Origin of the sequence: Actinotignum schaalii (assembly GCF_028864145.1) — a bacterium.
Classification (GTDB): Bacteria; Actinomycetota; Actinomycetes; order Actinomycetales; family Actinomycetaceae; genus Actinotignum; species Actinotignum schaalii_B.
On record NZ_JARBHJ010000005.1, the window covers coordinates 1 to 19,653 of the forward strand.

At 62.0% G+C, this 19,653-nt stretch carries 14 protein-coding genes; 11 read left to right on the forward strand and 3 right to left on the reverse strand.

Annotated elements, in window-relative coordinates:
• The first annotated feature begins 385 nt into the window (after positions 1-385).
• The 5 genes from PWJ82_RS01765 to PWJ82_RS01785 all read left to right on the forward strand — a co-directional run bounded on the left by PWJ82_RS01765 (position 386) and on the right by PWJ82_RS01785 (position 8,601).
• Positions 386-5,089 (forward strand): metallophosphoesterase, encoded by a 4,704-nt coding sequence (locus tag PWJ82_RS01765; protein ID WP_274735048.1) that lies wholly within the window; start codon positions 386-388, stop codon positions 5,087-5,089.
• Between the two features lie 243 nt (positions 5,090-5,332).
• Positions 5,333-5,980, forward strand: a complete 648-nt coding sequence (locus PWJ82_RS01770) for a ClpP family protease (protein WP_039898292.1) — start codon at positions 5,333-5,335, stop codon at positions 5,978-5,980.
• 38 nt (positions 5,981-6,018) lie between these two features.
• Positions 6,019-6,708, forward strand: a complete 690-nt coding sequence (locus PWJ82_RS01775; RefSeq protein ID WP_081637309.1) for an ATP-dependent Clp protease proteolytic subunit — start codon at positions 6,019-6,021, stop codon at positions 6,706-6,708.
• A 238-nt stretch (positions 6,709-6,946) separates the two neighbouring features.
• On the forward strand, positions 6,947-8,206 hold the full coding sequence (gene clpX / locus PWJ82_RS01780; RefSeq protein ID WP_274735049.1) for an ATP-dependent Clp protease ATP-binding subunit ClpX: 1,260 nt from the start codon (positions 6,947-6,949) through the stop codon (positions 8,204-8,206).
• A gap of 14 nt (positions 8,207-8,220) precedes the next feature.
• Entirely contained in the window at positions 8,221-8,601 is a 381-nt protein-coding gene (locus tag PWJ82_RS01785; RefSeq protein WP_274735051.1) for a chorismate mutase, read from the forward strand.
• A 77-nt stretch (positions 8,602-8,678) separates the two neighbouring features.
• On the opposite strand, the gene PWJ82_RS01790 is transcribed toward PWJ82_RS01785, so the two are convergent.
• Positions 8,679-10,514 (reverse strand): AMP-dependent synthetase/ligase, encoded by a 1,836-nt coding sequence (locus PWJ82_RS01790; RefSeq protein ID WP_274735052.1) that lies wholly within the window; start codon positions 10,512-10,514, stop codon positions 8,679-8,681.
• Positions 10,515-10,644: 130 nt separating this feature from the next.
• Here PWJ82_RS01790 and PWJ82_RS01795 point away from each other — a divergent pair, with 130 nt between their 5' ends.
• The 5 genes from PWJ82_RS01795 to PWJ82_RS01815 all read left to right on the forward strand — a co-directional run bounded on the left by PWJ82_RS01795 (position 10,645) and on the right by PWJ82_RS01815 (position 16,077).
• A complete protein-coding gene (locus PWJ82_RS01795; protein ID WP_274735053.1) occupies positions 10,645-11,550 on the forward strand; it encodes a PIG-L deacetylase family protein in 906 nt (301 codons plus the stop codon).
• A gap of 214 nt (positions 11,551-11,764) precedes the next feature.
• Entirely contained in the window at positions 11,765-12,739 is a 975-nt protein-coding gene (locus tag PWJ82_RS01800; RefSeq protein ID WP_274735054.1) for a hypothetical protein, read from the forward strand.
• Complete coding sequence (locus PWJ82_RS01805) at positions 12,736-13,962, forward strand: glycosyltransferase (protein WP_274735056.1); 1,227 nt, start codon at positions 12,736-12,738, stop codon at positions 13,960-13,962. Before PWJ82_RS01800 ends, PWJ82_RS01805 begins: the two co-directional genes overlap by 4 nt.
• Positions 13,959-15,377, forward strand: coding sequence for a sensor histidine kinase (locus PWJ82_RS01810; protein ID WP_274735058.1), 1,419 nt, complete (start codon positions 13,959-13,961; stop codon positions 15,375-15,377). The genes PWJ82_RS01805 and PWJ82_RS01810 overlap by 4 nt, the downstream gene beginning before the upstream one ends.
• 28 nt (positions 15,378-15,405) lie before the next feature.
• Positions 15,406-16,077 carry a response regulator transcription factor gene (locus PWJ82_RS01815; protein ID WP_274735059.1) on the forward strand — a complete coding sequence of 224 codons (672 nt, stop codon included), beginning with the start codon at positions 15,406-15,408 and terminating at the stop codon, positions 16,075-16,077.
• Positions 16,078-16,147: 70 nt separating this feature from the next.
• Here the strand turns inward: PWJ82_RS01815 and PWJ82_RS01820 are convergent, their stop codons facing one another.
• Positions 16,148-16,702 carry a hypothetical protein gene (locus PWJ82_RS01820; RefSeq protein ID WP_274732788.1) on the reverse strand — a complete coding sequence of 185 codons (555 nt, stop codon included), beginning with the start codon at positions 16,700-16,702 and terminating at the stop codon, positions 16,148-16,150.
• Here PWJ82_RS01820 and PWJ82_RS01825 point away from each other — a divergent pair.
• The gene (locus PWJ82_RS01825) at positions 16,701-16,898 is read left to right on the forward strand and encodes a hypothetical protein (protein WP_274735061.1); all 198 of its coding nucleotides are present in this window, start codon (positions 16,701-16,703) and stop codon (positions 16,896-16,898) included. The genes PWJ82_RS01820 and PWJ82_RS01825 overlap by 2 nt on opposite strands.
• 33 nt (positions 16,899-16,931) lie before the next feature.
• Here PWJ82_RS01825 and valS read toward each other — a convergent pair whose 3' ends face one another.
• On the reverse strand, positions 16,932-19,574 hold the full coding sequence (gene valS, locus PWJ82_RS01830; protein ID WP_274733993.1) for a valine--tRNA ligase: 2,643 nt from the start codon (positions 19,572-19,574) through the stop codon (positions 16,932-16,934).
• Positions 19,575-19,653: the final 79 nt, after the last annotated feature.

Sequence of the window (19,653 nt, forward strand, 5' to 3'; positions counted from 1 at the left end):
GGGGGGGGGGGGGGGGGGGGGGGGGGGGGGGGGGGGGGGGGGGGGGGGGGGGGGGGGGGGGGGGGGGGGGGGGGGGGGGGGGGGGGGGGGGGGGGGGGGGGGGGGGGGGGGGCGCCCCCCCCCCCCCCCCCACACGCGTATTCGCGCAGCGCAGCTGCGCCGTCGTCGTACCACCACGGCGCATACGGTGCGCCGCACCGTGCCGCCATGCCCCGCCGCACAGCCGCACCGTAGTAACGTCGCAATGTGATATTCAATCGGGGCTCCTTAAATTAAGAGGATGTTTACGGCTCATTAAGGCGAATTCAATAGTTTGAGCAATGGAAACGCGTGTTTCCGAGTCGGGCCAATCCGCGCCCCGACTAGCTCAAAGCGAAGGATATTCATGCGACACGTGCGTCGAGCAGTAGCGGCTCTAGCTGCCGCTACGCTAGTGCCGGTCGGGGTGGCATTTACCGTGCCAGCCGTAGCCGACCCAGTACTCCCGGGAGTCGATTCTCCGGCTCTCGCCTCTACGAATGAGAATCCCGTCGTCGTTGACGGAGTGACTCAGCCCATGGATCCGCGTCCCGGTTTCCGGGTGCTGCCCTATCTGCAGCGCCCCGGTGCCCACGAGATGACGATTAACTGGTTTACGGAACTGGGCCATAATGCCGTTCTCACCATCACCGGCCCGGGCCTGCCCGCCGAAGGGCGTACCTATACGGTGGCCGGCGTGCAGAACCCGGTCAATGATTACCAGGACTACGAACTCAAGCAGGGTACCCTCAGCCGCGGGAAGGCGCTATCGGTACCTCAGGGCGCCTGGATTCGCGCCGATCATCCCTACAAGTACAGCCAGCGCGTGGAAGAGCTCCAGCCCAGCTCCACCTACACCTACACGGTCACGGTGGACGGCTACGCGCATTCCGCCACGCTCCGTACCCTCCCGGACGGAAAAGCCGGGATTACGGAACCGCTTCATCTCATTGCCTTCTCTGATACCGAAACTGATCCCATCGGGCGCGTGACCTACCGCGAATGGGAACAGACCCTCAACCTGGCCGAGGGCTCCGAAGAACGCCCGGGGAAGGACTCGGCCTGGGATAAGAAATTCGGTGGCGCCACCCGTAACGGCAAGTACGCCGTCAATTACATGCTCACCGAGGATAAGGCGCAGGAAATCAATAACGCCGCCATTGCCGCCGCTAAACCGGACCTGGTGCTGCTGCCCGGCGATATCGCCGAACGTGCTTCCTCGCAAAGCCACTGGGATGAATGGTTCCGCTACTTCGCCGGTGATAAAGGCCAGCTCCTCGATTCGATTCCGGTTATCACCTCGCTGGGCAACCACGAAGTGTACGGCTACGGCAGCCCGGATGATCGCACCGCGGTAGCGAGGGCGCGCGCCGCCTACAACCAGGTTTTTGATACCAACGGCTCGGATAATGCGAATGCTCGCGATGCCTACCACCGCACCGATATGGGACCGGTAACCATTATCAGCCTCGATTCGACTAACGGCACCGATCAGACACCGGATAAGATGCCCGAAGAAGCCAAGATCGAAGGCAATGACGAAGGCATTACCGCCGCTCAGCTCGGGACTGATACCCAGGGCGTTTTCCCGTACGAGGAATACGCCCGGGACTTCCCCAAGTCGGTGGCGGCCGGCTGGTGGGGCCCGGATGCGGCCCCGGATTCGGTGGACCAGCCCAGCTTTATGCCCGGTTCGGATCAGTACCGCTGGCTCGAGGAACAGCTGGCTGATGCTCGCGCCAAGGGCCAGATCATCATCGTGCAGTACCACCACGTGGCCTACTCCAACGGCGTGCACGGCACCCCGATGGGGCACAAGTTCCACGACAGCCAGCCGGGTGTGCCCATGCGCCACCTCCAGCCGCTTTTCGAAAAGTACAATGTCGCCTCCGTATTCTCCGGCCATGACGAAATGTTCCAGGCCTCCTACGTGGACGAAGCGGGCGACGGCGTGGGCGTCTACCACTGGGACGTTGGCGTAGCTTCCGACGGCCTGCGCGGCGAAAAAATGGTCAAGACGGGGGAGGGCGGTGCCTTCGAACCGCTGCGTTTCAACTCCCACTCCGTGTGGATGGCGCAGGCCAACGAACCGGAAATGTGGAAGACCAACGAGGCGGGCGTGAAGAAGCTCATCTCCGGTGGAAAGCACTACGGACACCTGGATATCAAGATTCAGCCCTACGCCGGTCCGGCCCTCGATTCCGGAGCGAAACCGGCCGCGGAAATGGTGATGACCCCCATCTCACTCTTCCCGGTCCTCGATGACACTTACGAGGTGGAAAAGGTGGAACGCCGCGAGCTGCTCTCCGGGCAGTTCACCGTGTACCTGGATGCGGAAGGTAATCCGCTGGCTGGCACCCCGCAGGACGGCACCGGCGAGGCGGAAGAGAAGACCCCGCTCTCGAACTTCTCCCTCGGCGTCATTCCTGATACCCAGTTCTACTCGCGCTACGCCACCGCGGAAACCGGTAACCAATTCGGTGCCATGTACGGAAGCGAACCCTTCTCCGCCCAGACCTCCTGGATCGCGCAGAACGCTGAGAAATACGGCATTAAGATGTCCATGCACCTGGGCGATATCGTCGATCAGTACAACCGTCCCCAGCAGTGGGAAATCGCCGATAAGGCGATGAAGATTCTGGAAGACGCGGGACACCCGTACTCGATTCTTGCCGGTAATCACGACGTCGGGGCCGACGCCTCGGATACCGACCCGGTCGGCTACGGCACCTATAAGGAATGGTTCAGCGGTGAGCGTGCCGCCAAGAATTCCACCTTCGTGGAACGTGATCCGTCCGGGGCGCACGAATACCACATTCTCAAGGTGAACGGTCAAGATTTCCTGGTGATGAACCTGTCCTGGCAGGCTCAGGATGATGCCTTGCAGTGGGCTTCCGATGTGCTCGATAAGCACCCGAATACCCCCACGATCGTCAATTCCCACCAGCTCATTAACGTGGAGGGCGACGGCGTGACGCCGCTGGCCACCGAGTTCGGTGAAAAGGTATGGAACAAGGTCATCCGTCATCACGACCAGGTGTTCCTCACCTTCAACGGCCACCATCACGGCGCGACCACCTGGACGCGCACGAACGACGCCGGCCATCCCGTTTACCAGGTCCTCATGGACTACCAGATGGCCTACATGGGTGGAAACGGCTACATGGGCATGGTGGAATTCGACCTGCCGGGTAATAAGATTTACCAGACGTCCTTCTCGCCCTGGGTCATGACCAAGGCTAAGGACACCCTTGTTCCCGACGACCAGGCCATTCTCACCGGCCCGGGCCAAACCTTTGAGCTCGACTTCAACTTCGCGGAACGTTTCCCGAACCTCGTTATTGCTGATACGAAGGCTTCTTTGACGACGCCGCAGCTGCGCGAGTGGCTTGCCAGCTACGATGCGCCGACCCAGGTTACCCCCACCGCCCCGACCGGTTCGGAGGACTACCCGAAGGTGGACAGCACCGTGGCCCACTGGAAGATGCCGGTGGATAAGGCCGAGGGCACCCCGGTTGCCGTGGGTGAAGCCATCGTGGATGCCGTGGGTGGGGATAACTTCACCCGGGCCCCGCTGGACCAGCCCGGTTCCAAGGGAGCCGAAGAAGGCGACGTCGTATGGACCCGTGACCACCACCCGCTCTCGGCCAATGCCGGCGCGGTGTGCTTCGCCAATGGTGGGCGTGATAACGCACGGTGGAATAACTTCGTGACCGCCGCTGATGCCGCCGTCAATAATGAGACCTTCGAGAACGGTTTCACCTTCGAGACCTTCATCAAGATCTCCCCGAAGTTCGATAACAAGAACAACGCCTGGATGGCCTGGCTCTCCCGCGATGGTCAGCGCCAGAACATCGCTGGCTACAACAACACCGAGGGTGAAGAACCGCCCTTCGCGTGGGCAATGTCCAATTTGGCTGAAATCCAGTTCTCCTTCGTGGATTCTCAGAAGCCCACCCCGGCTGAATCTTCGGCGTGGTCGGGTGAAATTGTGGCGCGCGATCAGTGGCTCCACCTCGCGGTGGTCAACGATCCGGAAACCAAGATGACCACCATGTACGTGGATGGGGTGCCGGTGCTGCGTAATTCGCCGGGTACCGTGGGCGTGGGCACCCAGGGCCTGCCGTGGGTCCTTGGCGCGGGCTCCTACGCCGGTGTGCGTGAATCCGGTTTCCAGGGCTGCGTTGGTGAAGTCCGCCTCGTGGGCGAACCGCTTGATTCGAGCAAGTGGCTGACCGCGCGCGCCGGGGAAACCCCGGGCGGCGAGCAACCCGGTGGCGAAGAACCGGGTACCGAGCCGAGCGTTGAGCCGACGGAGCCGAGCACGCGGGGCACGGAGCCTACGGAACCGGGCGATAAGCCCAGTGAAGAACCGAGCAAGCCGGCGGCGCCGCAGGGTAACCTGCTCTTCAGCTCCACCGCCCTGGCGGGTGGTAATGCCGACCGCGTGACCAGCTACGGCCGTGCCGGTGAAACCATCTTCGTGGGCGATTGGGACGGCGACGGCGTGGACACCCCCGGGGTGCGCCGCGGTAACACCTTCCTGCTGACCAATGCCGCCACCGGTAATGCCCAGATGCAGTTCTCCTTCGGCCGCGCGGATGACGAGATCGTTATCGGCGACTGGAACGGGGATGGTAAGGACACCATCGGGGTGCGGCGCGGTAACACGGTGTACGTGCGCGATGACCTGGCGGGTGGCAACCACACGGCCGCGGTCGCCTTCGGGCGCCACGGTGACCAGATCGTGGCCGGTGACTGGGATGGCAACGGGCGCGATGAACTCGCGGTGCGGCGTGGGAACACTGTCTTCGCTCAGGGTTCCTTCGCTGACACCCAGGCCAAGTTCACCTCCTCCTACGGCCGGCCCGGTGACGTCTTCCTCGCCGGCGACTGGAATGGAGACGGTGTGGATGGCATTGGCGTGGTCCGCGGCAACGTGTGGCACTTGCGTGAGAACGTGGGTGAAGGCGCCGCGGTGGCCAGCTTCGGCTTCGGCCGCGCCGGCGATATCTTCCTCGCCGGTGACTGGAACGGTGCGGGTGCTGACCGCCCGGCCGTCAACCGCTAGCAGTCCGCTACCAGCGGCTAGTAGCTAGCCAGCTCCCCAGCGGGAGGGCAGCGAGAATCACCTCGATGCCCTCCCGCTCTTTTTCTCAGTGGCGGCGCCGTGGCGGCGCCAACCATGCGCCATCAGCGAAAAAGTCTCGAGCCAGGATGATCGCGGTGGCCCGCGGGCGTTAAAGTCGCATACGAGTATGGAATCTCCGCGTGGGGGTTCCGAGGAAGGAAAACCGTGACCACATCACCTCGCATGGAAGGCCGGGATAATAACCAGCCTTCAGCATTCGGCGATGCTGTTTACCAGCGCCTCCTCAAGGAACGCATCATTTGGCTCGGCTCGGAGGTTCGCGATGATAATGCGAATCAGATTTGCGCCCAGATGATGCTCCTTGCCGCGGAGGATCCGGAGAGCGATATTTACCTATACATTAATTCTCCGGGTGGCTCGGTCACCGCGGGTATGGCCATTTTTGACACCATGCAGTATGTGCAACCGGATGTTGTGACGGTGGCTATGGGTATGGCGGCCTCGATGGGCCAATTCTTACTCTCAGCTGGTACCAAGGGTAAGCGTTATATCACCCCGCATACCCGCGTTCTTATGCACCAGCCTTCGGGCGGCGCCGGCGGGGTAGCCGCTGATATTCGTATCAACGCCAATCTCATCTTGCAGATGAAGGAAGAACTTGCCGGACTTAACGCTAAGCACACCGGCAAATCACTGGAACAGATCCTGGAGGATTCCGAACGGGATCACTGGTTCACCGCGCAGGAAGCATTGGAATACGGCTTCGTGGATCACATTATTTCCAATTCGCAGGTCATGCTCAAGAAGCCGAATAGCGATAATAACGACGGCGCACTCGAAGCCAGCCACGCGGGGGAGGAGCTCTCATGACGATGAATTTCCGAGCCGCGGGTAACCTGCCCGCCATGATGGCTGCCGGCTACGGTGCTGGCAACGCTCCCAGCGCCGGTTTCGGCTACGGTAGCGCGGGCCCGATGCCTTCCAACCGCTACGTCCTTCCCGATTTCGAAGAACGCACCCCTTACGGGTACAAGCGCTCCAACCCCTACACGAAGCTTTTCGAGGATCGCATTATTTTCCTCGGGGTGCAGGTGGATGACGCTTCGGCCGATGATGTGATGGCCCAGTTGCTCGTCCTCGAATCGATGGACCCGAACTCCCCGGTGACCATGTACATCAACTCCCCGGGTGGTTCCTTCACCGCGCTCACCGCTATTTACGACACCATGCAGTACATCAAGCCGCAGATTCAGACCGTGTGCCTGGGGCAGGCGGCCTCCGCGGCGGCGGTGCTGCTGGCTGCCGGCTCTCCGGGCCGGCGCCTGGCGCTTCCCAATGCTCGGGTGCTCATCCACCAGCCCGCCATGGAGGGCATGCAAGGCCAAGCCACCGATATTTCTATCGTGGCCGATGAGCTTGATCGCATGACGGAATGGTTGGTCAACACCTTGGCGCACCACAGCGGGAAATCTCCCGATCAGGTACGGGCAGATATCCAGCGCGATAAGATCCTCACCGCCCAGCAGGCCAAGGAATACGGCCTGGTGGACAACGTGCTCGAATCGCGTAAAAATGCGGATACCGTAACCAACGGTTAATAAAATTCGCGCTCTTGTGCTCCAGGCTGTAGCTCTGGGCAGTAGCGCGTATCATGGGCGGGTAGGGGCCAGGTGCTCCTGCCCGCCCACGTGCATGGGGCGGCGGGGCACGGCGCGGGAGCTGCGTCGTCGTACATCTCACTGACCTGGCGCCCCGCGTGGGAACGTGACCTTTGGGCGAAGATGCGGTGAAATAGGGAAGACGCGCGTACGGCGCGGCCGCGAGGCAAGGAGGAACATGGCGACCGTCGATGCAGCAGAAGCTCTCAAGTGTTCGTTCTGCCAGAAAACCCAACGCCAGGTAAAGAAACTCATCACCGGCTCGGGTGTATATATCTGCAATGAATGCATTGAGCTATGCAATGAGATTATCGCCGAGGAATTCGGGAAGGAAAACGATGGTTTTTCCCCGAATGAGCTTCCCGTTCCCGCTGATATTTACGCGTTTTTGAATGAGTATGTGGTGGGGCAGGATGCCGCGAAGCGCACGCTCGCCGTTGCCGTGTATAACCACTACAAGCGTTTGCGCGCCAAAGCTGCGCCGCGCCCCGCCGATGGTGAGGATACCGTTGAGCTCGGCAAGTCCAATATTTTGCTGCTTGGACCCACCGGAACTGGGAAAACGTATCTTGCCCAGTCGCTGGCGCGGATGCTTGATGTGCCCTTCGCGATCGCGGATGCCACCTCTCTCACCGAAGCCGGGTACGTGGGCGAAGATGTCGAGAATATTTTATTGCGGCTCGTGCAGGCTGCCGGTGATGATGTGAAAAAGGCCGAATCCGGCATTATTTACATCGATGAAATCGATAAAATCACGCGCAAATCTGAAAATCCTTCCATTACCCGCGACGTGTCGGGGGAGGGCGTGCAGCAGGCACTCCTCAAAATTGTGGAGGGGACGGTCGCGGCGGTGCCGCCGCAGGGCGGGCGCAAGCACCCCCAGCAGGACTATCTCCAGATCAATACCTCGAATATTCTTTTTATTTGCGCCGGTGCGTTTGCGGGTTTGGAAGATGTTATATCTACCCGCGTAGGGCGCCACGGTATCGGTTTCGGGGCACAATTGCACGACGCCGACGCCCATTCGGATATGCTCTCGCAGGTCACCCCGGAGGACCTCCACAAATACGGCCTCATCCCGGAGCTGGTGGGGCGCCTGCCCGTTATTGCCACGGTGGAAGCGCTGGGCGAAGACGACCTGGTGCAGATCCTCACCGAGCCGCGCAATGCCCTCGTCAAGCAGTACACCCGAATGTTCGAGCTGGACGGGGTGCACCTGACCTTACAGGACGAGGCGCTGCGTGCCATGGCACGTGAAGCTATGGAACGGGGCACCGGGGCCCGCGGGCTGCGCTCCATTATGGAACGGGTACTCGGCCCGGCCATGTTTGATGTGCCTTCCCGCAAGGATGTCCGGGAAGTGATTGTGACCCGCGCGGCGGTCACGGACGGTGCACCTGTGGAGATTGTTTCCGCTGCGCAACGGAAGAGCGCTTAGTGGGCGGCGAAGGGATGCGGCGCCATCCGGATGCAGAACGCTGCGCCGCGGAACTCGGGGCTTTGCGGGCGCGCCTCGACGTTTTGGATGCCCAGCTTATTGAGCTGCTGGGGCAACGCAAGCAGGTGACCGATGCCGTGGGGAGCCTCAAGGACCGCTACCGGCTTCCCGCTCGCGATATGGCGCGCGAAGGTGTCCAGCACGCTCGAATTGCCGAGCTGGCGCGCGGGGCGGGGCTAGATCCCGACTTCGCGGTGCGGGTGCATAATGTCATCACCTCGCGGGCCGTCGAGGATCACCAGCGTATTTCCCGCGCTTCTCGTGCTGCGCAGGCTCGCCGTGTTGTTCAGGCTCAGCGCGCTGAGCGTGAAGCTGGCGATGAAGGCGCGCACTAGCTTCGCCCCGCACAAGGAAAAACGAGTCGGGGCGCGGACTAAGGTAGCCCACGCCCCGCTCCCAGCCGAACTATGACCTAATCGCGGTTCTTATCGCCCTTATCCCCGTAAATATCGCGCCCGATCACGGTGGCGAAATCGCGGAGCACCGCGGTGCGCTTCACCTTGAGGGAGGCGGTGAGGTAGCCGTTCTCCGGGGTGAAGTCGATAGGCAGAATAACGAATTTACGGATGGATTCTGCGCGGGAAACCGCTTCGTTGGTGCGCTTAATGGCGCGATCCACCGCGGCGATAATCTGCGGATCGTGCACGGCCTCCGAAACGGACATGGCCGGCAGATTCTTATTCTTCAGCCAGATAGGCAGCATCTCCGCGTCCAAGGTGATAAGCGCACCCACGAAAGGCCGCTGATCACCCACTACAACCACCTGCGAAATAAGCGGGTGTCCACGCAGTCGGTCTTCCAGGATTGCGGGAGAGACGTTCTTCCCCCCGGCGGTCACAATAAGTTCCTTCTTCCGCCCGGTAATCCACACGAAGCCATCTTCGATCTTGCCGAGGTCACCGGTGCGATACCAGCCGTCCTCAGTGAAAGCTTTGGCGGTTTCTTCCGGATTATTCAGGTACTTGTGGAAAACGTGATCGCCCTTGACAAGCACCTCGCCGTCGGTATCAATCGCCACGTGGCATCCGGGATAGGCCGGTCCCACCGAGCCGATTCGCTGGTGGTTGAAGCGGTTCACCGTGGTCGGTGCGGATGTTTCCGTTGCGCCGTAGCCTTCGAAAATATTAATCCCGATGCCGCGGAAGAAATGCCCGAGTCGCGCACCCAGCGGCGCGCCACCCGAAATCACATTCTCCAGGTTCCCGCCGGTAATGTCCTTAATCTTGGAGTAGACGAGGCGTTCGCCTACTTCATGCTGGGCTCGCAGCGCTAGCGAAGGCCCGGCTGCGCTATCGAGGGCCCGCGAATAGGCGATAGCCACCTTGGCGTAGTAGCGGAAAATCTTCTGTTTCACGCCGGTGGCCTGGGCATCCGCCGCGTTGTAAATCTTTTCGAAAACACGCGGCACTGCCAAAATGTAATGCGGCTTGAAAGACTTCATATCTTCGACGAGGTTATGAGTATCAGGGCAGTGCCCGATGGTATTGCCCGCGTAGAAAGCCACCAGGTTAATAAAGCGCGCGAAAACATGGGCCATGGGGAGGAAGAGCAGGGTGCGCTTCTCGCCGGAGAGGATCGGGGCGAGGTTATCATCCAGCGGCCCGTTAATAACCACGTGCAGCAGGTTGCGGTGGCTGAGAACCACGCCCTTAGGCCGACCGGTCGAGCCAGAGGTGTAGATGACGGTAGCTTCGTCGTCGGCATGCATCGCATCGATACGGCGGTCAATCTCAGCATCGAGATCCATGGTGCCGCGCGCGGAAATCCGGGCCAGGTCATCATCAGAAATAACGAAAATATCGCTAAAGAAATCAAAATCGGAACGGAAAGGCGCCATAACGGCGGCCATCTGCTGGTTTTCGACGACGGCAAAACGGCAGTGTGCATCTTCTACAATCCAGCGAGCCTGCTCCGTGGAATCAGTTTCGTACACGGTGACGGCCATCGCACCAATGGACCACAGCGCGAAATCAACCACGCAGAATTCATAGCGGGTGTGACACATGAGAGCGATACGATCCCCGGGCTGGACGCCCATCGCGATAAAACCGCGTGCCAGCGCGCGATATTCGGATTCGAAAGTCCTCCATGCCACCGGCACCCATTGCCCCAGCGAGGCTTTGCGCGCCACCACGGTGCGCTCGGGCTGTTCGCGTGCGATATTACGGAAAACCCACGGAATCGTCATTTCATCGGTGATATGAATCTTTCCGGGAGTGAAAACTTCAGTCCGCTCGATTTCGGCCATGATTCTCCTCAAGGTTACGCGTGAGTAAGTAAAGTGTACGGCACGCGCGGGAAACGGGGGTGGAGGCACGATGAGAGAGTTCTCATTACCTCCTCACCGCGATATTAACACGGGGCGGAACACTGGAGCCATGACGATCTCCTTGAATGCTCTGCTTGCCGTGCTGCTACTTGTGGCGGCACTGTCCGTTGTCCTTCTTGAAACTTCAGTACGACGACGCATCCGTGCCTTCCGGCCTCTCCAGCTTTTCACGCTGGGAAGCGCTTTCCTTCTCGTTCCGGCTAATATCGCCCTGCTGGGCGGGAATGCGCCCGCGAACCTGGAGCGGTGGGTGAGCCTGGGCTCCGTTGCGGCGCTGGCCACCCAGCTCCTTCTCTTGGTAAGTGGCTGGATTCCGGTGGGGGCGGCGGCGCCCACGCGCCGTATTCTCGCCGTCGGGGCGCATCCTGATGATCTGGAATTGGCATGTGGGGGTACTCTGGCGCGCTTGGCCGATGCGGGGCATGAGATTCATGCCATCGTGGTGGCGGACGGTGCGGTGGGAGGTAATGCCGGGGAGCGGGCCGGGGAAGCCCAGCGCGCCGGTACGTTCCTCGGGGTGACCTCATTGCGCACCCTCGGCCTACCCGATACCTGCCTCGCCGAACACGAAAATACTCTCACCGCCGCTATTGAAGAAAAAATCCGCGTCCTCAACCCGGATATTATTTTCACCCATTCAGCCCACGACCAGCACCAGGACCACACCGCCGTGCACCGCGCCACCATGCGGGCCGGACGGCGCCACCCGGCGATTCTCTGCTACGAATCACCCTCCGCCACCGCGAACTTTTCCCCGCAGGTCTTCGTGGATATCACCGATTACACCGGGGTGAAAAGCGCCGGGGTAGCCATCCACGCCGACCAGATGGACAAGCCGTATATGGCCGGTGACGTCCTCACCGCCAAAGCTAATTTCCGGGGCGAACAAGCCAAAATGGAGGCCGCGGAAGCTTTTGAAGCGGTACGCATTCCCGCTTTCCGGGGCGTGCTTTAGATCATCGTGGCGTGCTCTCAGCCCGGGGTGCCTGCCTGCACCGTGCCTGCGCCGTTGCACTGCCCGCACCGCGAGCGCCGTCGCTCCGTGCGCCTGCGCGCGCCGTGGGCACCGTTGCCCCGTGCGTGGTCTGCTATACCGCACGCACCACTAGCACCGTCGCACCACCCCGCCCCGTTGCCCCGTCCCCTCCATCTTCTATCGAAGGACCATTATGATGAATCATTCACCTCTCAGCTCCCGCCCGCGCATGCTTGTCACCGGCGCCAGTGGCCCGGCTGGATCCTCCCTCCTCACCCAGCTGAGAGCCAGGGGAATTTCGGTGCTTGGTGTCGATATGGCGCCCCGTCCCCGCGCCGATGGCGCGACGATCCTCCGGTGCCCGCCCGCCACCGCCCCGGATTTTGTGAGTGCTCTGGCCGCTATCTGTGAGGAACACTCGATTGATCTCCTTATCCCCACGGTGGATGAAGAACTCTCCGTTCTCGCCCCGCTCCGTACCGCGCTGCTTCACCGCGCTCGCATTGCGGTAGCCCCCACCGCAGCGGTGGCGATTGCTGCCGATAAATGGCTCACCCATCGGGTAGCGGAGAGTAGTGGCCTGGCCGTGCCTCGCAGCCTGGAGGGCCCTGCCCTCACCGAAGAAGGCGCATACTGGCTCGGTTTCCCCTACGTGGTACGCCCGCGGGTGGCACGCGGCGGGCGCGGGGTACGCCTGGAAACATCATTCCCGCCCACCGTGCCACTGCGCGAGACCGAGATAGTTTCCGCCTTCCTCCCCGGAACCGAATACTGCGCGCAGCTGTATCTGCCTGCCCCGGGAAGCCGGCGACGGAACGGGGCCGCGAACGGCGCGGGAGATAACGCGCGGCGTTGCCCCACCGTCGTCGTACTAGAAAAAACTAGCTTGGCTTCCGGTCAGCACGGAAACGCGACCGGGGTTCGGCGCGTGGAGGCCCCGGACGTTGCCGAGCTGGCGCTCGCTGCGGCTCGGGCGGTGGGCCTGAACGGAGCGGCCGACGTTGATATCCGCCGCGATACCCAAGGCCGCCCCGCCCTCATCGAAATCAATGCCCGTTTTGGCGCGCATAGCGCTCACGCACCCGAATTGCTGGAAGCGCTCCTGGACGCTTACGCACCCGCGCAGGCTACTTTGGCACCGTGCAGCACCGTCGAGGTGACCGCATGACCACCCTGCTCCTCATTCTTGCCGTTCCTACCCTCATCCTCACCGCGGTGACCTGGATGATGTACCCGGCTGCGATCCTGGGGGAGATGCGCCAGCAGCCCCGTCCGCTCTACGGTGCCCACACGAAAGTGTCGATTATTATCCCGGCCTATAACGAGGAAGTGGTACTCGGTGCCTGCCTGCGCTCCATCCTTGCCACTGGCTGGCGCCGGCTGGAAGTAATCGTCGTCGACGATGGCTCCACGGACGCCACTGCCGCCGTTGCGGCACCTTTCACCAGCGATCCACGCGTCACCTTCCTGAGCAAGACCAATGGTGGGAAAGGCAGCGCCCTCAATCTCGGTATTGCCCATGCCACCGGGGAGATCCTCATTTTTGTGGATGCCGACGGGCTTTTCACTTCCACCACCATTCCGGAGCTCCTGGCCGGATTCCGCCACCCCGGGGTGGGTGCTGTGTGCGGGAACGACCAGCCGGTCAATATTACCGGTCCGCTCACCGCGCTGCTCGCCCTTATGACTCACGTCGGGACAGGGATGACGCGCCGTGCGCTCGCCTTGCTGGGGATGCTCCCCATCGTGGCGGGAAATTCCGGGGCTTTCCGTGCTGATGCGGTGCGCCGGGTAGGTGGCTTCCGGGAAGATACCCTGGGGGAGGATCTGGAGCTTACCTGGCGGATTCACTTTGCTGGTTGGGACGTGGAATTTGCGCCCCATGCCCTCGTGCTGGCTGAAGTTCCCGCCACCCTGCCGGCCTTGTGGAAACAGCGGGTGCGCTGGCAACGCGGCCTCATCCAGACCGCTCGCATCCACCGCTCCCGCCTCACCTCCCCGTGGCGGCGCCCCATTGATGCCTACCTGCCTATCAATCTTTTCTCACTCCTTGTTGCCCCGGTGTTCCAGGTCGTCACCCTCGCGGTGTGGGCGGTGGCAGCACTCAGTGGCGCGGCACCGCACTGGATGAATGTACTGGTGGGGGCAGGACTGGTGGTCGCCCTCGTGGTAACGGTGCTCTCCCTTATCCTTGATCGCGCCTGGCGCGACCTGCGCCTCCTACCCGCCTTGCCTTTGTGGCTCCCCTTCTCCTGGATGATGAGCGCCGCCACGGTGCGCGCTATCTGGCTAGAAATACGCGGAAAAGCCAGTGAATGGAATAAGCTGGAACGAACGGGCGTGCACACCGTGCCGCTCCCGACCGCCGCCGTCGAACGGGAAACAATGTGACATCACGTCCTATTACGATTCGTTTTCGAATTGCCGCCACCATGGTCGCGCTCGTCGCGGTCGTGCTGGCGGCAACCGGCGTAGCCGTCGTCCTCACCGAGAGCCGCATGTGGCGTGCCCAGGTGGACGCCACCTTGGTGCGAGTGGCGGATGAGTTTCGGGTACTGGCCGAGAACGGAGTCGATCCGGAAACCGGGCAGCCCTTCGCTGGGCCATCCCAGCTCATCGAAACCTACCTCTCGCGCACCGTGCTCTCCGAAGCCGAAGGGGAAATGGGGATTGTGGACGGGCGAGTCGCCTGGGTAGGGGGCGATACCAGCCCGGTGCGCCCCGAGGAAGACACCGGACTGGTGCGCCACCTCCTCCCACTCACCCGCAGCGGAGAGATCACGATGGGGACCTACGCGGGGGCCCAGCGCGAATACCGCTATATCGTGGTCCCGGTACAGTTTTCCGGCTCGCAGCCCGGCGCCCTCGTGCACGTGTACCTTCTTGACGTCATCAGCGCCCGTATCTGGAATCTCATGACGGTGCTGGCGGTGGTCTACCTGGTGGCGGTCATCGGCGTCGTCGCCATCGCGTGGCGGCTGGTGGGGCAACTGCTGCGCCCCGTGGAGCAGCTGCGCGCCACGGCCGAAAATATTACCGCCAATGCTGATTTGTCCCGACGGGTCCCGGTGGAAGGGCGCGACGACCTGGCGCGGCTATCAACAGCGATGAACACCATGCTCGATTCCCTGGAAACCATGGACGCCGATCAGCGCCAACTTTTAGACGACGTCGGGCACGAGCTACGTACCCCCATCACGATTGTGCGCGGGCACCTGGAGCTCATGGATGCCAACGACCCGAGTGATGCCGCGGATACCCGCGCCCTGGCCCTCGAAGAACTCGACCGCATGAATTCACTGGTCGGGGATTTACTCACCCTCGCGAAAGCCGAACGATCCGATTTTGTGGCGCCCCGCGAGATTGACCTAGCCGCGCTCACGGAGCGGATTTTCGATAAAGCCACCGGGTTGGGCCCGCGTGCCTGGAACCTGGGCGCCGTGGCCAGTGGGCAGGCGTATCTGGACCCGGAGCGTATCACCCAGGCGGTGCTGCAATTGGCGGCGAATGCGGTCAAATACTCCGACGAAGGCACCCCGGTGGAGATTTCTTCAAGCGTGGTAGCGGGGCGGGTGAGTTTCACGGTGGAAGATGCCGGCTGCGGGATCGCCCCGGAGGATACCGAACGTATTATGGAGCGTTTTGCGCGTGGGCGTAATACTGGGCGTTCGGAAGGCTCCGGGCTCGGGCTCGCGATTGTTAGCTCCATCGCGCGGGCTCACGGTGGGGAAGTCACGGTGCGCTCGCGGTTGGGGGAAGGTTCCGTATTCACCTTGAGTTTGCCCAGCGTTTACCTGGAATCGTGATAGCCTCACAACCGGAGAAGGGAGCAAGATGAGCACCATCCTCATCGTCGAGGACGAAGAGCGCATTGCCCGCTTTATTGCGAAAGGCCTGAAAGCAGCCGGCTACACTTCCACCACCGCGTCAAACGGTGGGCAGGCCGTTGATCTGGCTGTTCACACTCCTTTTGACCTGATTATTTTGGATATTGGCCTGCCCGATATCGATGGATTCGCGGTGCTCGAGCGCCTGCGCGGGCAGGGCCTGGACACCCCGGTTATTCTCCTCACCGCCCGCACCTCCGTGACGGACCGCGTAGCCGGGCTCGAGGGCGGGGCCGATGATTACATGGCGAAGCCTTTTTCTTTTGAAGAGCTCCTCGCGCGTATCCGTTTGCGTTTGCGCGACGCCGCAGCCACCCCGGCGCCAGCTAGCTCCGCCACCCAGCTTTCCCACGGCGGCATCATCCTGGATTTACTCTCCCACCACGCCCACGTAGGCGGGAAACAGGTGGAGCTCTCCGCCCGCGAATTTACCCTGCTGGAAACCTTTATGCGCCACCCGGGGCAGGTGCTTTCCCGCGAACAACTCCTCTCCCGGGTCTGGGGCTACGATTTCGATCCCGGTTCCAATGTGGTGGATGTGTACGTGCGCTACCTGCGTGGGAAAATCGGGCGGGACCGCATCGAAACGGTGCGTGGAATGGGCTACCGCCTGAGCTAGAGCAGCGGGGCCTTCTCAGAGAAGGATCGGGCTGCTAGCTCAGGCGGTAGCACCGAGGTATTCAGATGATTTAGTCGTCGCCATCATCCCAATCGTCATCGTCGTCGTTATCATCCCAATCATCGTCGGCATCGTCATCGTCGCTGCCCCAATCATCATCGGAGTACTGGGGCGGGACGGGGCGTGCGGGCGCGGGAGCTACCCGCTGCGGGGCGGGAGCTACCCGCTGCGGGGCGGGAGCCAGCGCAGCCGGTTCCGGAGAAGGAGCCGGTGCCGGAGCAACGTTCGCGGGGGCTGGTACGGTGCCCGCGGGCGCCGTCGTCGTACTATCTGAAGCGCCACTGGCGAATTGGTGCGCATTTTCGGCCACATCAATCAAAAGACTGCGCAGGGTAGCACGCTGTGCGTTGTTGAGCGGAGGGCGCGTCGGTGCGGGCGAAGCAACCGAAGCGGCGCTGCCAGCACCGGTGGTGGTAGCGGAAGTGGAGGAAGGCGCCGTGACGGTAACTGCGGGGCCCACAGACTGGGTACCGCTCCCGCTCACGGCGTGAGCAAGCTGCATCCCCAAGAAACCGAGGAGCGCCAGCCCGAGAAGCACGGCAAGAAGTTTCACACGAGTTGTCATGCCTTTAGTACACCGGAGCGAGATGACGGGGCTAGGAAACAATGATGAGAATCTTCTCATCATCGGGACCTACCTGTGGGGGCGCAAGACACGGTGTGGTGGTGAAGGCTACCTGGTGGCGCGTTCTAGCGCGAATACGGGGGTGGCGGGCCCGCTCTCGCAGACCCGCCACCCGAATTCGCTCAGTTGTACGTAGCGCTACGCGTGATGCGCCGTGGCGCTTACGGTACTACTTCCGCTTCGGCTCCGGCTCATCCAGTTCGTAATCACCAATGGTGATCTGGTCACTGGCCTCCGTATCCGGGGTGAAGCGGAGCTCCCCGCGCACGTGGGCGGCGCGCACCAGATCAGCGCGCACCTCCTCCAGCAGGGAGGTATTCCCACGTAGCTCGACCCGAGCGAAGCTGGTGCGCTGCGACACCTTCGCTGCGGATTTCACGCCGCGCAGCACCGTGAGGGCCTGGCCGGCGATCTCGAGCAGTTCCGCATTCCCGGAACCAGCCGCCTCGCGCAAAGGCGCCGCCTCCGGCCACGCCGCCCGGTGCACCGAGCCGGTACGGTACCAGCTCCACACCTCAGCGGTGGCGTAGGGGATAAAGGGCGCCAGCAAGCGCAGGAAGGTATCCACCGCAAGCGCCAGCGTCACCCGGGCGCTCTGCGCCTCGGGGCTATCCGAGTAGGCACGGTCCTTGACCAGCTCCAGGTAATCATCACAGAAGGTCCAGAAAGCCGTTTCTGCCACTTCGAGAGCACGAGTGTGATCAAAGGCATCAAAAGCGGCGGTCGCTTCCTCCACCACGTGCGCCAGATCTGCCAGTAGGGCACGGTCAATCGGTTCGGTTACGCGGGAAGCATCCAGACACACCGGAGCACCCGCCCCGCCCATACCGAGCGCGAACTTCGAGGCATTGAGCACCTTCATCGCCAGACGGCGCCCCACCTTCATCTGCTTTTCGTCAAAGGCAGCGTCCACGCCCAGGCGCGCGGAGGCCGCCCAGTAGCGCACCGCATCCGCACCGTGCTTGACGAGCAGATCCATGGGGGTGACCACATTGCCCTTGGATTTGGACATCTTCTTATGATCCGGATCGAGAATCCACCCCGAGATCGCCGCGTGCTTCCACGGCAGTTCCCCGAATTCGAGGTGTGCGCGCACCACCGTGGAGAAGAGCCAGGTGCGGATAATATCCTGACCTTGCGGGCGCACATCCATGGGGTACACGCGCTCGAAAAGATCCTCATCGGTGAGCCACCCGCCCGCGATTTGCGGGGAGAGGGAGGAGGTTGCCCAGGTATCCAAGATATCGGTTTCCCCGGCGAAACCGCCCGGCTTACCGCGTTGATCTTCGGTGTACCCGGCCGGCACATCGCTGGAAGGATCTACGGGCAGGCTCGCCTCATCCGGGGTGATGACGGCGTCGTACTTCACTTCACCGTTCTCCGAAATCTCGTACCACACCGGAATCGGCACCCCGAAGAAACGCTGGCGCGAAACAAGCCAGTCAGAGTTGAGGCCCTTGACCCAGTTGTCGTAGCGCACGTGCATGAAATCGGGGTGGAAGGCCAGCTGATTGCCGGCCTCAATGAGGTTATCGCGCAGCTCCTTGCCGTTTTTCTCCACGTGGGAGCGCCCGCCGTTGCGGATGTACCACTGGCGCGAGGTCACAATTTCGAGAGGCTTATCGCCCTTTTCGAAGAAGTTTGTTTTACGCATGGTCGGCTTTTCCTCGCCGATCATTTCCCCGGTTTCCTTGAGTTTCTCCACCAGAGCCTTGCGCGCCGAGAACGTGGTTTTCCCAGCCATCTCCGCGTACATGGCGTGCCCGGCCTCCGAAGTAATCCACTCGGGGATATCGCGCACGAGCCGGCCATCCTTACCGAGCACGCTGCGTAGCGGCAGCTGCAATTCGCGCCACCACTCCACGTCCGTGACGTCGCCGAAGGTACAGCACATGGCGATACCGGCACCCTTATCCATCTCCGCCTTCGGGTGGGCGAGAACGGGCACCTCCATCTCGAACACGGGCACGCGCACGGTGGTGCCGAAGAGGTGCTGGTAGCGCTCATCATCAGGATGGGCGATGAGTGCCACGCAGGCGGGCAGCAGTTCCGGGCGGGTGGTTTCGATCACCACATCCTCGCCCTCCCCGTGGAAAGCAAGGGCATGATAGGCGCCCGGATAATCGCGGGCCTCAAGTTCAGCCTGCGCCACCGCGGTCTGGAACGTAATATCCCACAGGCCCGGGGCCTGCGCCTGGTAGGCTTCCCCGCGCGCAAGATTACGCAAGAACGCGGTTTGGGCTACCTTCTGGGCTTTTGCTCCGATGGTTTGGTAATTCTGCTTCCAATCCACGGATAGCCCCAGGTGGCGCCACAATGCCTCGAATTGCTTTTCGTCCTCTTCGGAGAGTTTCCAGCACAGCTCAATGAAATTACGCCGTGAAATGGGCACCTGGTCCGCGTACTTAATGGATTTTGCGCCTCCCTGGTGCGGCGGCACAAAATTCGGGTCGTAGGGCAGAGAGGCATCCCCGCGCACCCCGTAGTAGTTCTGGACGCGCCGTTCGGTGGGGAGGCCGTTATCATCCCAGCCCATGGGATAGAACACTGATTTGCCGCGCATACGCTGGTAGCGGGCCACGGTATCGGTGTGCGTATAGGAAAAAACGTGGCCGATATGCAGCGAGCCGGAGACCGTGGGCGGCGGGGTATCTACAGAAAAGACTTCGGAACGGGTAGCGGTGCGGTCAAAGGCGTAGGTGCCTTCCGCCTCCCACCGTTCGCCCCAGGTAGTTTCAAGACCGTCGAGAGTGGCACGATCCGGTACCTCCGTGTGATCGAGGAGTTTGGACTCTTGGTTAAAACTAGTCATGGGGCTATTGTTTCACGCCCCGTGCGCTGCGGGAAACTGCGCCGTACGTGAGAGGGGCGACGGCGCAGCTACGGCGCGC